This is a genomic window from Frankia casuarinae (genome assembly GCF_000013345.1).
In the GTDB taxonomy this organism is placed as follows: domain Bacteria; phylum Actinomycetota; class Actinomycetes; order Frankiales; family Frankiaceae; genus Frankia; species Frankia casuarinae.
Window position 1 is genome coordinate 3,508,423 of record NC_007777.1, and the last position, 14,463, is coordinate 3,522,885.

Genomic DNA, 14,463 nt, shown 5'->3' on the forward strand with positions numbered 1-14,463 from the left:
CGGCGGGTCATCTGCCTGGGCGGGACGCGGGCCGTGGAATGTCCGTGGCCCCGACGACGCTGGACTGCGCAGGCATTGTCCTGCCTACCGTGAAGGAGGGTTCACCATGAGCGCCACGCCGTCCTCCCCTGGGTCGTCCACCCCACCGGCCGCGGTCCCACCGGCCGCCACCCTTTCTACCGCGGGCCCGTCTTCCGCCACACCCTCCTCCGCGGGCCCGCGCCCACAGCCCCGGATCGACATTCGCCGGGCGGACGACAGAGCGGCGACGCGCGTCGGCTGGCTCGACTCCCACCACTCCTTCTCGTTCGGCCATCACTACGATCCGTCAAATACCCACCACGGTCTGCTGCTGGTGAACAACGACGACACGGTCGCTGCCGGGACCGGGTTCGAGACCCATCCGCACCGGGACATGGAGATCGTCACCTGGGTCCTGCGCGGATCGCTCGTGCACCAGGACTCCACCGGCCACTCCGGCGTCATCTACCCGGGACTCGCGCAGCGGATGAGCGCCGGTCGCGGGATCCTGCACTCGGAGAAGAACGACTCCTGGCGTCTCGACGGCGGCGGGGAGCCGCATGACGAGCCGGTGCATTTCGTCCAGATGTGGGTCGCGCCGGACCGTCGGGGCATCGACCCCGGCTACGAGCAGCTGGAGATCGACGACGAGCTGCTACGCGGCGGCCTGGTACCGGTAGCGTCCGGGATGGCCAGGCACCGCGGGCAGAGCGCGATCACGATCAGAAACCGGTTCGCGGCCCTGTGCGCCGCCCGGCTCAGCCCTGGTCGGGACGTCACGCTTCCCGAGGCTCCCTACCTGCACCTGTTCGTGACGCAGGGCGAGGTGACGCTGGAGGGGACGGGTGTGCTGCGCGCCGGGGACGCGGTCCGGTTCACCGCAACCGGCGGTCAGCGGGTCAGCGCCTCGGCTCCCGCTGAGATCCTGGTCTGGGAAATGCATAAAGCGATCGAGGATTTTTTGGGATAGCAAACTTATTGCTGGTGAGGGCGTGTCTCCGCTGGTGGGAGGGCATTTTCGCATCCTTTCAAGACGTGCGATCAGCGGCGGTGACCGGCGGCGGTCTGTGTCTGAGACGTGCCCGAAGGATCATGCGCTGTCGGCCGACAGGGCAGCCGCGATACGGGCCCGGCAAATCTCCTCGTCCCCGTCGATGCACTGGGCGTAGATCGTCAGCAGCATCTGAACCGTGTGGCCCGCCCACTGAGCGACCCGCGTCGGCGGGACACCCGCCGCCAGCCAGCCGGACAGGCAGGCGTGACGCAGCGAGTAGGTAGTCTGAGCAACCATCAATGACCTCCGGAGGGGACTGTCGCCTTCAGGCGACAGGGGAATCCGGCACGGACCGCAACGGTTATACCGGCCACGCTGGTATAATCAACGGCATGTCCCGGACGGTGCAGGTCGGCGCGGGTGGCGCCTATGACCTCGGTTACCACGTCGTGTGGTGCCCGAAGTACCGCCGTGCTGTCCTCGTCGGTCCGGTCCGAGACCGGCTTGACGGGCTGATCCGCGAGAAGTGCGCCGAGCATGACTGGCTGATCGTCGCGCTGGAGATCGAGCCCGACCACGTGCACCTGTTCGTGAAAGCTCATCCGAAGCACGCCCCGTCGTACATCGCCAACCAGCTCAAAGGCTTCACGTCCCACGTGCTACGCGGCGAGTTCGCGCACCTGCGCTCCCGGCTGCCCACGCTCTGGTCCCGGTCGTACTTCGTTGCCACCGTCGGCGCGGTGTCCGCCGAGACGGTCCGCCGGTACATCGATACGCAGAACGAGCGGCCGTGGCGCACGGGGGTGCCACGTTGAGACGGTCGTACAAGTTCCTGCTCCGCCCGACCGCGCACCAGCAGATCGCGTTGACGGCGATGCTCGACGACCACCGGGCGCTGTACAACGCCGCGCTTCAGGAGCGGCGCGATGCCTACCGGCATCCGAGCAAGACGACGGTCCGCTACGGGGGCCAGTCGGCCCAGCTCAAGGACATTCGGGGGTTTGACGCGGATCAGGCCCGCTGGTCGTTCTCCTCTCAGCAGGCCACCCTGCGTCGCCTCAATCTCGCATTCGCCGCGTTCTTCCGCCGGGTCAAGGCGGGCGAGACGCCCGGCTACCCGCGGTTCAAGGGCGCCGGCTGGTTCGACACGGTGACGTGGCCCGCCAACGGTGACGGGTGCCTCTGGGACTCGCAGCCCGAGAACCCGAAGACGATGTTCGTCCGCCTTCAGGGCGTCGGCCACGTCAAGGTCCACCAGCACCGGCCAGTGGCTGGCCGGGTCAAGACGCTGTCCGTCAGGCGGGAGGGTGCCCGCTGGTACCTCGTGCTGTCCTGCGACGACGTGCCCGCCGAGCCGCTGGAACCAACGGGCGCCGTCGTCGGCGTGGACTTGGGTGTCGCCTCGCTGGCCAGCACGTCGAACGGCGAGCACTACGGCAACCCGCGTTTCCTCGAACGGGCCGCCGGGCGCCTCGCCAACGCGCAGCGCGACCTTGCCCGTAAGAAGCGCGGCTCGAAGCGGCGCCGCAAGGCGGCTACTCGGGTCGCGAACCAGTCCCGGGCCGTGGCCCGGCAGCGCGTCGACCTCGCGAACAAGACCGCGCGCGAACTGGTCGCCGACCACGACCTGATCGCTGTCGAGAAGCTGAACGTCAAGGGCATGGTCCGCCGGGCCAAGCCGAAGCCCGACCCGGACCAGCCGGGGGCGTTCCTGCCGAACGGGCAGGCCGCCAAGTCCGGGCTGAACAGGTCGATTCTCGACGCCGGGTGGGGGGTGTTCCTCAACGCACTGCGTGCCAAGGCTGAAAGCGCCGGGCGGGTCGTCGTCGAGGTCAACCCCCGCCACACCTCCCAGCGATGCGCCGAATGTGGCCATGTCGCCCCGGAGAACCGGCCCAGTCAGGCCACGTTCCGCTGTGTGGAGTGCGGCCACGCCGCGCACGCAGACGTGAACGCGGCGATCAACATACTCGGGGCGGGGCTCGCCCTTCAGGTGGCGCAAGCTTCCTGAGAAGCTGACGCCTTTAGGCGTCAGAGGAGTCACGTCGTCTGGGTCGGTCACCGTCATGTCGCCGTCGACGACCTCAGCGCCCTCGATCAGCTCATGGTCCTCCTGGAGATCCGCGGTCGCGTACTCGTCTTCGACCCACACCAGGTAGCGAATGGTGGTCTCCGCGATGACCGGCCGGCGGCGGGTCCCGTCGTCATCGTCACCGAGGCCGTCGAGGAGCTGCTCAAGCTCCCAGTCGCCGTCGCGGAGGATTACCCGCTCGGCGGCGGTGGAGGCGCTCACCGGGCACCCGCCGGCTCATCGTCACGGAACCCCGCCCCAACGGCCGGGCCGGTAGAATCGGCCGTCAAGGGGCGCCCATCGGGCGCCCCTTCTGCGTGTGTCTGAGGGGTGCCCGAGGCGGCGCGGGCGAGACGACCGGGGCACGTTACTGCACTGGTCAGACCATAGATGCTGGCGCGCATAACAGATCCTGGTCTGGGAGATGCACAGCTCGCTGGGGAAGTGACTCCTCCGCCGGCTAAAGCCGGCGGCTTCTCAAGCCGCCTGAGCGTCAGCTTGAAGGGCAAGCCCTGCCCTGAGAATGTTGATCGCCGCGTTCTCGTCGGCGTGCGCCGAGTGCCCGCACCTCACGCAGCGGAACTCGGCCTGCGAGGGACGGTTCTCCTTCGCGACGTGCCCGCACTCGGCGCACCGCTGGGAGGTGTGGCGGGCGTTCACCTCAACAACCGTCCGCCCGGCGCTTTCAGCTTTGGCACGCAGCACACCAATCCAGCCATCAGGACATCACCCACCGTCGCCCATCAGGCCACACGCAGACCCCAGCCAGCACCACCGGCACCGATCAACAACGGGACTTCCGAATACTTACGTCCCGGGAGCGGAGGTGGTGCGACAGCTCACCGTGCAGCGGGTGGAAAATCTTCTCAAGGAGACCACAGTCGAGCCCGAGGACAACTTCCTGGACCTGGAGGGCCTCTCCCATCACGAACACACCGCACCGCCGCTCGGGACGCTCCCGCCGCGCTCCGTTTCCGCTCACGGCTGGTAAGTGCCCGACCTATTTTCGGTGAACATCGCTCCCCGCGACGGGCAGCATGCCCAGTATGTTGCGACCCACCCGCAGCTCCGATCGAGTCAGCCACGAGCGCGAGGCTGTGCACAGCGTTCTGGACGAGGCACTCGTCTGCCACGTCGGCCTGGTCGTACACGGGCAGCCGCATGTCCTGCCCACGATGCACGTCCGCGCCGACGATCTTGTGTACGTGCACGCCTCCAGCGCGGCAAGGCTGGCCATTCTGGCGAGATCCGCGCCGATCCGGATGTGTATGACCGTATCGCTTCTCGACGGCGTTGTCCTGGCTCGTTCCGCTTTCCATCATTCACTGAACTATCGTTCGGTGGTGATCCACGCCGATGCCCGTCTGGTCCGGGACGACGAGGAGAAGACGCGGGCGCTGGCCATGCTGGTGGATCGCGTCGGGGCCGGGCGTTCGGACCAGTGCCGCCACGATCACGACCCCGCCAGCCGGAGATTGGCGAACGTCTTCACCAAGGAGGAACTCATCCACCTCGCTGCCATGAGCCCCCGCCGGACGGGATCGTCGCCCACGATTCCCTCCCACCACAGTCGAGCGACTCACCGTGGGGAGGGTCCCACCAACCCTGCGGAACATGCGTTCGAGGCCGGCCGTGGTTCGATCATTTCGATCCTTATCTGGCATCGTTCCTGGTCAGTTGCCGCGTCCCGACCGGGCGGACGGTGATTTCAGGGCCTTCGACCAAGACCGATCGGTTCTTCTGCTGCCGTGTCAGGTCCACCCTTTTTCTGATCATGATCTTGGCCTGGGTGAATACGGTTCGCGATCTGTCGCTTGAGATCCAGCACTGTGGAACGGTGCTGGTCACGGCCTCGCGAGTTGGTTCGAGTCCCGGCTGGACGACCATGTTGCGATCACGCGAACGGCGTCCGATCAGCCGAGGTGTTGAGCGGTGGCTACTTCGGAGGACAGCCACGGTAGCCGCGGGCAGCTGCTGGGGCCACGGCAAGAGTGTGCAGGGCACCCTGTTCGCCGACGGCCCGGGCAGCGACGAAGGGAACGGTCACGTCCAGTTGCCGTCCAGCATGCCGATGGCACCGGCCGGGAGTCGCCGTTCACGTCAGGCGGCAGGACCATGCTCTTCGCCCTGAACCACTTCATGTCGGTGGTCTCCTTGGCGGACCTCCCCGATTCGGCGGTGATCATGGTTGACGCGTCCCGCGCACGGCTGTTCGGCAACCTCGACGAGTTGGCGGCTACCTCAACGAGTTGGCGGCTACCTCGCGGCTGGTGGTGCACCGCCCGGCCGGCAGCAGGCACCCCCGGGTGCCGGAGGCCGTGTACCCCATCGACTATGGCTACCTGGAGGGCGCCGTGGCCGCGGACGGTGACGGTGACGGTGACGGCGTGGGCGTCTTCCGCGGCAGTGCTGTCGGTGCTGGCGTGGTGGGATTCTTCGTGACGGCGGATCCGGGCACGTGTGACGTGGAGGTCAAGGTTTTGATCGACTGCACCGGCGGCGAGATCGACCGGGTGCGGGGCTGCTCGACGACGTCCTGGGTATCGGGGGCCTGCTCGTGCGGCTGACGTCGACCATGAGGTTTCCTGCCTGTCTGGCTCGCTCCGTCCGTCACGCGGGGTTGATGCCGTACCACTGCGACTGGGCGAAGATCTCCTCCGTTGACGGCACCGGCGCGTCCGGGCCGGGCATGTCAAGGCCGGGCGCGGGGTCGCCGATGGCGACGACCAGGTCCGCGAACGAGGCGGGCGCGTTGATCAGCAGGGTGCGGGCAGGCTGGTCGGCGTTGACGAAGCGGTGCGGGACCCCCCGCGGCAGGAAGAGCAGCGAGCCGGGCCCGGCCTCCCACGCGTCGTCGCCGCAGTGCACCTCCAGGTGCCCGTCGATCAGGAAGAACACCTCGTCGGAGTCGCGGTGCACGTGTGGCGGGGGCGCGTAGCCGGGCGGAACGCGGTGGTCGACGATGTCGAGGTTGCCGGTGGTGACCGAGCCCATCACCTTGGTCAGGCTGAGGGTGCCGAGCCAGTGATAGGGGTTGCCCTCATCCGGGCCAAGGACGTAGCCGCGCGTCGCGGGCTGCGTCGCCGGCTGCGTCGCCGGGCTGGCGGTGTGCGGGGTGAAGCTCATCGTTCCTCCTCGGTCGTTCAGATCCGGTCGTTGAACAGGGTGATGGCCGCGGCGAGCCGCTCGGGCTCTTCCTCGGGCAGGAAATGCCCGGCGCCGTCGAGGATGGACGTGCTAAGGCGCGAGGCCACCGGCGACAGCATCCGGCCGACCTGCTGGCCCAGGCCCCGTTCGCCGCCCACGGCGAGGACGGGGACGGGGGTCGGGTGTACGAGCAGCGGCTCGGTTTGCGCGATGCTGGCGAACGCGGCGCGGTAGACGCCCATGGAGCCGAGTACCCCGGCCGGCCCGGAGAAGGTGCGCAGGTATTCGGCCACCGTGGCCTCGTCGAACGCACGGGGCGCTCCCGCCGGGCCGTCGTAGAACCAGCGCAGGAAGGCTTCCTCACGCCCCACGATCAGTGCCTGCGGCACTCCCGGGGCCAGCGGCAAGATCCACCACCACATGGACCCTGTGGTCATGGTGCCCGGGGCGTAGGCCAGGACGTCCCGCAACGGGCCGCCGAGCATGGTGGGCGCCTCGGCGTAGACCAGGCCTCGGGTCTCTTCTGGGTGGCTGGCGGCCCACAGCAGGGCCGGGGGCGCCCCCATGTCGTGCCCGACGTGCAGGATGGGCCGGCCGGCGCCGAACCCGCTGCGGGCGGTCAGGGCGCGGACCTGCTCGGCCAGCGCGCGTGCGCTGTAGGGATCGGTGCCGCCCGGCTTGTCGCTGTCGCCGTAGCCGAGCATGTCGATGACGAGGACGCGCATTCCGGCGTCGGCCAGGGCGGGGGCGACCCCGCGCCAGGCGTAGCCGGTGGCGAGGAAGCCATGCCACAGCAGCACCGGGGTCCCGTCGTCTGGGCCGCCGGTCCAGTAGTGCAGGCGGTGGCCGCCGACCCGGGCGTATTCCGATCGCAAGCCGCGGATCGGCGGCGCCGGGTCGGCCGGGGCCCCCAGGCTCGGCGTGCTTGTCGGTTCCTGAACCACTGGTCCTCCTCTCGCGTTACTGAGTTCCTGTACGCCTCCGAGCGTACTACAAGGTCTTGTGAAATCAAGATGCTGTAATATCAACGTGTGATTACTACAAGGTGCTTGGGCTATAGTGACGCCATGGCAGGTCAGGCAGGTCAGGCAGGTCAGGCAGGTCAGGCAGGTCAGGCAGGTCAGGCAGGTCAGGCAGGTCAGGCAGGTCAGGCAGGTCAGGAGGACCGTTGGGAGCACTGGCTCGTGCACTTGCTGTGGGCCGTCTCGATCCGCACGTCGCTGCTGGGAGAAGCCGCGCTCGGGGACAGTCCGCTCTCGCTGGCCAGCCTGGGAATGCTGGAGAATCTCAACGCGCGCCCGGGCCTCACCATCGCCGAGCTCAGCCGGCGCGCACCACAGACCCAGCAGGCGCTGAGCCAGATCGCCGCGCGGCTGGAAAAGCTCGGCTGCATCGAGCGCAAGCTGGTTCCCGGCAGCCGCGGCATCGGCCTGTACCTCACTGACGCGGGCGCCCGCGCCCGCGTCAGTGCCCACGAGACGGTTGAGGCATTCGAGGCGCATATTGCCGACGCCCTGGGCACCGACCGGTATCAGCGTCTGATCGAGTCGCTCGCGGCGGCGCAGCCGATCATCCGGGCGCTGAAGCCTGAGCCCGCCGCAGCCGTCGAGGCAACCTAGCCATCCCACGGCTCCAACTGTTAAGCGGCGATCTTGTCCGGACCGTTCCCGGCGGCGGTACGGCGGATCATCTACCCGACGAACCCGCACACAGAGAACCTGACAGCACCCGCGCCGCTATGACGACCTGGCGCGCGTGGCGGTGGTCGCCGCGGCCACCGCCACCCCGCCCGGGCCCGCCGTCACCTGGACTCATGCGGCGATCTCCGCCCAGGTCGCGGGCACCGTCTTCGCCCCGATATCCGCCTCTCAGGTCGGCAGGATCCTGGCCGGCCTGGATCTCAAGCCGCACAAGGTGACCGGATGGCTCACCCGCCACCGTGCCGACGGGGGCGGATCGCCAGTGCCGAGGTGGTGAACAATTGGCAGCATGGGCGACCAGCGAGATCCCGGCAGGCGGGAGCGACCTCGGCCAGACCGGGCGACCACCGGGGAGGCCGATCCACCGAACCCGGTCGAGCCACCGCCTCCGGCCGGACGGGCACATCCCGTCGCACCACCGCCTCCGGCGGATCCGCCGCGTCCCCTCGATCTCAACGCCGACCTCGGCGAGGGTTTCGGGGTCTGGCGCCTCACCGAGGACGAGGCCCTACTCGACCTGGTCACCAGCGCCAACATCGCCTGCGGGTTCCATGCCGGCGACCCCGCGACGATGCGGCGGACGTGCGAGCAGGCGGTCCGCTGCGGAGTCCGCATCGGCGCCCAGGTCAGCTACCGCGACCTCGCCGGCTTCGGTCGTCGCCGCATCGACATGGACCCCGACGATCTACGTGACGACGTCCTCTATCAGCTCGGCGCGCTGGACGCCTTCGCCCGGACGGCCGGCGACCGGGTTCGCTACGTCAAGCCGCACGGCGCCCTCTACAACGCCATCGTCACCGACGAGGAGCAGGCGCAGGCCGTCGTCGAGGCCATCCGCTGCTACGACGCGACGCTGCCGGTCCTGGGCCTGCCCGGATCGGCGTGGTTGCGGCGCGCGAGCGAGGCCGGCCTGACCGCGGTCGGCGAGGCGTTCGCCGACCGCGACTACACGGCCGCGGGCACTCTGGTCTCCCGGCGCACGGCCGGCGCCGTCCTGCACGATCCCGACGTCATCGTCGCGCGCGGCGTGCGGATGGCGATCAAGGGCGTGGTCGTCAGCCAGCAGGGCACACCGGTGGACGTCGGCGCCCGCTCTCTCTGCGTGCACGGGGACACGCCGGGCGCGGTCGAGATGGTCAGACGGCTGCGCCAAGCCCTGTTCGACGCGGGTGTCCCCCTGATCCCGTTCAGCTGAGAGGATCGCGATGCGCATCCTGCCCTGCGGTGACGAGGCACTGCTCGTCGAGGTGGCCGGCCTGACCGAGGCCGAGGCCCTCTACGCGCGGCTGCGGCGGATCGCCCCGGTCGGGATCATCCAACTGGTTCCCGCGGCGCGGACGGTGCTGGTCGCGTTCGATCCCGCGGCGACCGACGCCAGACGCCTGAGCGCCGCCCTGCTGCGCGCCGCCGGGGCTCAGCCCGGCACGTCCGGCCCCACGCCCTCCTCCGGCCCCACGCCCTCCTCCGGTCCCGCGCCGCAGGCCGGTCCCGATCCCTCGTCCGGCCCCGCGCCGCAGGCCGGTCCCCCGCTCGACCGGGACGTCGTGACGATACCGGTGCGCTACGACGGTCCCGATCTGGCCGAGGTCGCCCGGCTCAGCGGACTGACTCCGGCGCAGGTCGTGGACCGGCACGTACGTGGCCGGCACCGGGTCGCGTTCTGTGGCTTCGCTCCCGGCTTCGCCTACATCGCGGGCCTCGACCCGGCGCTGCGCGTGCCACGCCGGGACAGCCCGCGCACCCGGGTCCCCGCGGGCGCGGTCGCCATCGCCGACGAGTTCAGCGGTGTCTACCCGCGGACCTCGCCCGGCGGATGGCGGCTGATTGGCCATACCGACCTGCGGGTCTTCGATCCCGACCGGGAGCCGCCCGCCGTGCTGGCCCCGGGCACGCGGGTGCGGTTCATCGCCGACGCCGACGCCATTGCTGACGCCGCCCGGTCGATGTCGTGATCGAAATGTCATGATCGGGATTTCATGATCGAAATCGTCGCGCCAGGTCCGTTCGCCACGGTCCAGGATCTCGGCCGGCCCGGGCTCGCGCACCTGGGCATCACCCGGTCCGGCGCGGCCGACCGTCGCAGTCTGCTGCTGGCGAACCGGCTCGTCGGCAACGTCGCGACCGCGGCGGCGGTCGAGCTCACCTACGGCGGCCTCACCGCACGGTTCACGGATCCGGCGCTGATCGCGCTGACCGGCGCGCCGTGCCCGCTGGAACTCGCCGGTCGCCAGATCAGCATGTACTCCCCGGTGGACGTGCCCGCCGGCGCGCTGTTGCGGATCGGGGCACCCGACCGGGGCCTGCGCACCTACCTCGGAATTCGCGGGGGGATCGGTGTCCCCCCGGTGCTCGGCTCACGATCGAGTGACACCCTCTCCGGGATCGGTCCGCAACCGCTGAGCACCGGTCGGCGGCTGCCGCGGGCGGCCGACAGCGCGGACCCGCCAACCGTCGACCTCGCCCCGCTCGCCCAGTACCCGGACGAACCGACCCTGCGGGTCCTCGCCGGCCCCCGCGACGACTGGTTCACCGCGGACGCGCTGCCCACGCTGTTCTCCGCGTCCTATGAGGTGACGGCCCAGAGCGACCGGGTCGGCGTACGGCTCGTCGGGCCGGCGCCGCGCCGCCGGATCACCGCGGAGCTGCCCTCGGAGGCCGTCGTCACCGGGGGGATCCAGATCCCCCCGGACGGGCGGCCGGTCCTCTTCCTCGTCGACCATCCGGTCACCGGGGGTTATCCCATGCTGGGCGTCGTCGCGTCCGAGGATCTGCACCTGGCCGCGCAATGCCGGCCCGGCCAGCGCATCCGGTTCCGGCCCTACCACAGCTGGACCACACGATGACAGGCGAGGAGCGCCACACGCGGAATTAGTTATCTTTGCTCGTATTGCTCCCGGGGGGGAGACCCGAGGAGGCCTTATGGGTTCGGTTCGGCTGGGTTCGCTTCGGTTCACGACCGTCATCGCCGCCGCGTCCGTGGCCGCCCTCGCAGCGGCGCTCACCACGGCCTGCCAGGCGTTTCCCGCCGGCAGGGCAGCGTCGGCGACGCCGTCTACGGGAGCCCGGGCCGACCAGGAGATCACGATCGCCGCGACTCCCGTCCCGCCGCACCCGTCCGGGGCGGCGCGCACGGAGCTCACCGCAGGGTCGTTCGCCCAGCCGACCACGCACCCGACCGCGGAGCCGGTCGCGGAGCCGGCGAGGACATCGTCGACGGCGTCGTCCGGCCTGTCCACGGCCACGGCCACGACCACGACCCCGCTACCGTCGCGGACCGACGAACCGTCCGCGGGCCTGCCGGACGCTACCCGCCTGCCGGTTCCGGTGCAGGCACCCCTCGTCGCACCGGACACGAGCGTCGCACCGGACACGAGCGTCGCACCGGGCACGAGCGTCGCACCGGGCACGAGCGTCGCGCTGGGCACGAGCACGTCCGCGCCGGCTCCGAGGCGGACGCCGCCCGTCGCCCCGCCCCGGACCGGCACCGAGGCCGCCGAGGTGGTCCGGTTGACCAACATCGAGCGGGCCCGAGCGGGCTGCGGCGCGCTGACGGTCGACGCCCGGCTGGCAGCCGCGGCGCAGGCGCACAGCACCGACATGGCGGCGAACGGCTACTTCGGCTACACCGGTAGGGACGGTCGCGGCCTCGACAAGCGGCTGGCCGCCCGCGGATACACCGCCGATCTCGTCGGGGAGAACATCGCCGCCGGATCGCTCACCGCGGCTCGGACCGTGCAGATGTGGATGGACAGCGCCGATCGGCGGGCGACCATCCTCACCTGTGCCTTCACCGCCATCGGCGTGGGCTACGCCACCGGCGGCGCGTACGGCACCTACTGGACGCAGGACTTCGCCGGCGCCGACCCACGAAACCACTCCGGGCCGAGGCACCCGGCCGGCCCTGAGACGCACGGCCGGCCCTGAGACGCACGGCCGGCCCTGAGACGCACGGCCGGCCCTGAGACGCACGGCCGGCCCTGAGACGCACGGCCGGCCCTGAGACGCACGGCCGGCCCTGAGACGCACGGCCCACCCTGAGACGCACGCTTCCCCTGTTCCTCCCCGATGGATCCTTCCGTCAGCGGTGGCTGCGGCGCCGATGACGGCCGAACGCGCCCGTGCGTTCCTCGGCCCCCTCGGCCGGGGCCCCCTCGGCCGGGGCCCCCTCGGCCGGGGCCGGGGCACTGAGGCGGTCGCTGGGATAGACCTCCGACTCCGCCAGGGGGCCCGGACGCATGGCCGCCTGCTCCCGCAGTTCCCGCTGACGGCGCGCCGCGGCCACGTCGCGCACCCCCCGCACGCTCAGCCGACCCCACGCGGTCGAACCGAGAAAGAGGATCACGGCGCCGAGGCCGTAGAAGAAACTGATCCAGACGAGCGCCTGCCGGGCGGACCCACCGACCGGCCGGCCGAGCGCGCCGAGGTCCCAGGGTCCCGCCAGCGTCGGGCCGACGACGAACCAGGCGCCGGCGACGATCGCGAGCCACGCACCCAGCGCGGCGGTGCCGCGGGTGGAGCTCATCAGCAGCAGGAACCCACCGACGAATGTGGCGGCACCCGGCAGCACCTCCAACCAGAAGCGGGCCGACGTCCAGGTCCAGGCGCTGTTCGGGGTGAAGGCGAAGTCGAAGTACGGCCCGACGAACGGAATCAGCGCCCCCCACACGCCCAGGAGCATCAGCAGCAGACCACTGACCACACCCCGGCTGCGGGGAATATGCCAGGCGCCCAACCAGGGGGAGTCGATGTCGGCGACGTGGGTCATCGGGAGCTCCTTCCGTGGCCAACGCCAGGAACGTGCCCCGCCCGGTGCCGATGAACCCTCACCGACGGCGAACCCCGATCCACGAAACACCAGGTCACCATCACCGCCGGTCGCGGCCCGGGACGCGGCCGCGCCGCGGTCAGCGAGCGCACGATCCGCGGCGTGCCCGGTCGGGCCCAGTCCCGGGGGTCCACGTCCCAGCCGATCGCGGTCATGCCGAGGTTCGCGGCCGCGGCGAGCACGGCCGGCGACCAGTCACCACCCGGCGCGCGGAAGAGCCGGGGCGGTTTCCCACCCGCGTCGACGATGACCGACTGGGCGCGGACCATCTCGGCCCGGATCTGCGCCGGTGTGCGATGACTGAACGGCTGGGGATGGGTCATCGCGTGGTTACAGACGGAGTGCCCTTCGGCGATGATGCGGCCCACCAGGTCCCGGTGCGCGTGTGCCTGGGCCCCGACCAGGCAGAACGTTGCCTGGACCCGGTTGCGGCGCAAGACGTCGAGCATCCGCGGCGTCCACACCGGATGCGGACCGTCGTCGATCGTCAGGGCGACCGCGGCCGACAAGCACCCGCGCGAAGGAACGAGACGGTCGGGCTTCGGATCAAGCACGTCAGGCCCTACCACGTCAGGCCACGTCGGAGTCGTGCTGTGGATCGGGCGCACTCTTTCGACACGCATGATGTCGAGGCCACGATGCCGACAATCCGGACGAATCGTCGTCTGTTAACATAAATATGCCACACAGTCCACCGATATCCGACGATCATTAGGCAACAATCGACGCCCGCCGTGCAGGAGGACCGCTCATGGCATGGCCAGCCGCTCCGGCGGGAACCATCCCGGGCACGTCCGTCGCCGGGGCATCCACCACGGAGGCCACCCCGAACCCGGCGCCCCCGGTCTCGCCCGCCCACGTCCCGGCCGCCGCGTCCCCGGTCGGCCAGCGGGTGCGGGTACCCAAGACCGCGGAACTCGTCGCCAGCCAGCTGCGGCGGCGGATCATCCGCGGCGAGCTCAGCGAGGGTGACGCCCTACCGCCCGAACCCACGCTGATGGCGCAGTTCGGAGTCTCGCGCCCCACCCTGCGCGAGGCGTTCCGGGTGCTGGAGGCGGAAGCGCTGATCTTCGTGCGGCGCGGGGCCCACGGCGGCGCGCGGGTCCACACCCCGAGCCCCGAGGTTGCCGCGCGCTACGCCGGTCTCGTCCTCGAACACCGCGGCGCCACCCTGGGCGACGTCCACCAGGCCTGTGCCGTCATCGAGCCGCCGTGCGCGGCGCTGCTCGCCGAACGGCGTGATCCCGCCGACGTCGCCCGGCTGCGCCAGCTCCTCCACGAGGGTGACGAGGCCGCCGACCATCCCGTCGCGCTCGCCTCGGCCCAGGCCGCCTTTCACCTGGCCGTGGTGGAGCTGACCGGAAACAAGTCACTGACCGTGATCACCGGGATGCTCCTGCATCTCGTGGAGCTCACAAACAGCCACGGCGGTCACCCCGGTGCCGACAACCGTCCGGAGGAGACCAGCCTTGCCGCGGTCGCCGCCGATGACCGATCGTCCGCCCGTGCGACCCGCCGGATCCACGCCACGCTCATCGACCTCATCGAGGCCGGCGACACGCAGGGCGCCGCCGATCTCTGGCACCGGCACCTCGCCGCCCCCGACCACGCGATCCCCGGCGGTCCGGCCGACCGGTGCGTGCTGGACCTGCTCGGCTGAATCGAACTGTAGAGGGTTGGGCACGCTCTGGAGACCGTCAACCTT

At 70.5% G+C, this 14,463-nt stretch carries 18 protein-coding genes and 1 pseudogene; 13 read left to right on the plus strand and 6 right to left on the minus strand.

What is annotated here, in order from left to right; all coding sequences use genetic code 11:
- Positions 1 to 106 precede the first annotated feature (106 nt).
- Positions 107 to 991, plus strand: a complete 885-nt coding sequence (locus FRANCCI3_RS14880) for a pirin family protein (protein WP_011437346.1) — start codon at positions 107 to 109, stop codon at positions 989 to 991.
- A 120-nt stretch (positions 992 to 1,111) separates the two neighbouring features.
- On the opposite strand, the gene FRANCCI3_RS14885 is transcribed toward FRANCCI3_RS14880, so the two are convergent.
- On the minus strand, positions 1,112 to 1,312 hold the full coding sequence (locus FRANCCI3_RS14885) for an integrase (protein WP_011437347.1): 201 nt from the start codon (positions 1,310 to 1,312) through the stop codon (positions 1,112 to 1,114).
- A gap of 95 nt (positions 1,313 to 1,407) precedes the next feature.
- On the opposite strand from FRANCCI3_RS14885, the gene tnpA reads away from it, so the two are divergent.
- Positions 1,408 to 1,830 (plus strand): IS200/IS605 family transposase, encoded by a 423-nt coding sequence (gene tnpA / locus FRANCCI3_RS14890; RefSeq protein ID WP_011437650.1) that lies wholly within the window; start codon positions 1,408 to 1,410, stop codon positions 1,828 to 1,830.
- Entirely contained in the window at positions 1,827 to 3,026 is a 1,200-nt protein-coding gene (locus tag FRANCCI3_RS14895; protein ID WP_011437349.1) for an RNA-guided endonuclease InsQ/TnpB family protein, read from the plus strand. The genes tnpA and FRANCCI3_RS14895 overlap by 4 nt, the downstream gene beginning before the upstream one ends.
- 537 nt (positions 3,027 to 3,563) lie before the next feature.
- Here the strand turns inward: FRANCCI3_RS14895 and FRANCCI3_RS14905 are convergent.
- Positions 3,564 to 3,794, minus strand: a pseudogene (locus tag FRANCCI3_RS14905) (zinc ribbon domain-containing protein); the annotation flags it as partial.
- A gap of 121 nt (positions 3,795 to 3,915) precedes the next feature.
- Between FRANCCI3_RS14905 and FRANCCI3_RS27070 the strand changes: the two are divergent.
- The 3 genes from FRANCCI3_RS27070 (at position 3,916) to FRANCCI3_RS14915 (ending at position 5,653) form a co-directional block, all read left to right on the plus strand.
- Positions 3,916 to 4,077: a hypothetical protein gene (locus FRANCCI3_RS27070; RefSeq protein WP_165758351.1), complete on the plus strand. Its 162-nt coding sequence runs from the start codon at positions 3,916 to 3,918 to the stop codon at positions 4,075 to 4,077.
- A gap of 46 nt (positions 4,078 to 4,123) precedes the next feature.
- A complete protein-coding gene (locus tag FRANCCI3_RS14910; protein ID WP_011437351.1) occupies positions 4,124 to 4,792 on the plus strand; it encodes a pyridoxamine 5'-phosphate oxidase family protein in 669 nt (222 codons plus the stop codon).
- Positions 4,793 to 5,392: 600 nt separating this feature from the next.
- The gene (locus FRANCCI3_RS14915; RefSeq protein WP_236701495.1) at positions 5,393 to 5,653 is read left to right on the plus strand and encodes a hypothetical protein; all 261 of its coding nucleotides are present in this window, start codon (positions 5,393 to 5,395) and stop codon (positions 5,651 to 5,653) included.
- A 43-nt stretch (positions 5,654 to 5,696) separates the two neighbouring features.
- Here the strand turns inward: FRANCCI3_RS14915 and FRANCCI3_RS14920 are convergent, their stop codons facing one another.
- A complete protein-coding gene (locus tag FRANCCI3_RS14920) occupies positions 5,697 to 6,212 on the minus strand; it encodes a cupin domain-containing protein (RefSeq protein WP_011437354.1) in 516 nt (171 codons plus the stop codon).
- 17 nt (positions 6,213 to 6,229) lie between these two features.
- Entirely contained in the window at positions 6,230 to 7,108 is an 879-nt protein-coding gene (locus FRANCCI3_RS27075) for an alpha/beta fold hydrolase (RefSeq protein ID WP_167534316.1), read from the minus strand.
- A gap of 192 nt (positions 7,109 to 7,300) precedes the next feature.
- On the opposite strand from FRANCCI3_RS27075, the gene FRANCCI3_RS27345 reads away from it, so the two are divergent.
- The 6 genes from FRANCCI3_RS27345 to FRANCCI3_RS14955 all read left to right on the plus strand — a co-directional run bounded on the left by FRANCCI3_RS27345 (position 7,301) and on the right by FRANCCI3_RS14955 (position 11,857).
- A complete protein-coding gene (locus tag FRANCCI3_RS27345) occupies positions 7,301 to 7,852 on the plus strand; it encodes a MarR family winged helix-turn-helix transcriptional regulator (protein WP_011437356.1) in 552 nt (183 codons plus the stop codon).
- Between the two features lie 136 nt (positions 7,853 to 7,988).
- Positions 7,989 to 8,210 (plus strand): hypothetical protein, encoded by a 222-nt coding sequence (locus tag FRANCCI3_RS14935; RefSeq protein WP_011437357.1) that lies wholly within the window; start codon positions 7,989 to 7,991, stop codon positions 8,208 to 8,210.
- Positions 8,211 to 8,222: 12 nt separating this feature from the next.
- Positions 8,223 to 9,128 (plus strand): LamB/YcsF family protein, encoded by a 906-nt coding sequence (locus FRANCCI3_RS14940; RefSeq protein WP_011437358.1) that lies wholly within the window; start codon positions 8,223 to 8,225, stop codon positions 9,126 to 9,128.
- A 10-nt stretch (positions 9,129 to 9,138) separates the two neighbouring features.
- On the plus strand, positions 9,139 to 9,885 hold the full coding sequence (locus FRANCCI3_RS14945; RefSeq protein WP_011437359.1) for a 5-oxoprolinase subunit B family protein: 747 nt from the start codon (positions 9,139 to 9,141) through the stop codon (positions 9,883 to 9,885).
- Between the two features lie 24 nt (positions 9,886 to 9,909).
- On the plus strand, positions 9,910 to 10,776 hold the full coding sequence (locus FRANCCI3_RS14950) for a biotin-dependent carboxyltransferase family protein (RefSeq protein ID WP_011437360.1): 867 nt from the start codon (positions 9,910 to 9,912) through the stop codon (positions 10,774 to 10,776).
- 76 nt (positions 10,777 to 10,852) lie between these two features.
- Positions 10,853 to 11,857, plus strand: a complete 1,005-nt coding sequence (locus FRANCCI3_RS14955; RefSeq protein WP_011437361.1) for a CAP domain-containing protein — start codon at positions 10,853 to 10,855, stop codon at positions 11,855 to 11,857.
- A 154-nt stretch (positions 11,858 to 12,011) separates the two neighbouring features.
- Here the strand turns inward: FRANCCI3_RS14955 and FRANCCI3_RS14960 are convergent, their stop codons facing one another.
- Both FRANCCI3_RS14960 and FRANCCI3_RS24755 read right to left on the minus strand, forming a co-directional pair.
- Positions 12,012 to 12,698 (minus strand): hypothetical protein, encoded by a 687-nt coding sequence (locus FRANCCI3_RS14960; protein WP_011437362.1) that lies wholly within the window; start codon positions 12,696 to 12,698, stop codon positions 12,012 to 12,014.
- The gene (locus tag FRANCCI3_RS24755) at positions 12,695 to 13,327 is read right to left on the minus strand and encodes a polysaccharide deacetylase family protein (protein WP_236701492.1); all 633 of its coding nucleotides are present in this window, start codon (positions 13,325 to 13,327) and stop codon (positions 12,695 to 12,697) included. Before FRANCCI3_RS24755 ends, FRANCCI3_RS14960 begins: the two co-directional genes overlap by 4 nt.
- A 182-nt stretch (positions 13,328 to 13,509) precedes the next feature.
- On the opposite strand from FRANCCI3_RS24755, the gene FRANCCI3_RS14970 reads away from it, so the two are divergent.
- Positions 13,510 to 14,418: a FadR/GntR family transcriptional regulator gene (locus FRANCCI3_RS14970; protein ID WP_011437364.1), complete on the plus strand. Its 909-nt coding sequence runs from the start codon at positions 13,510 to 13,512 to the stop codon at positions 14,416 to 14,418.
- The last annotated feature ends 45 nt before the right edge of the window (positions 14,419 to 14,463 follow it).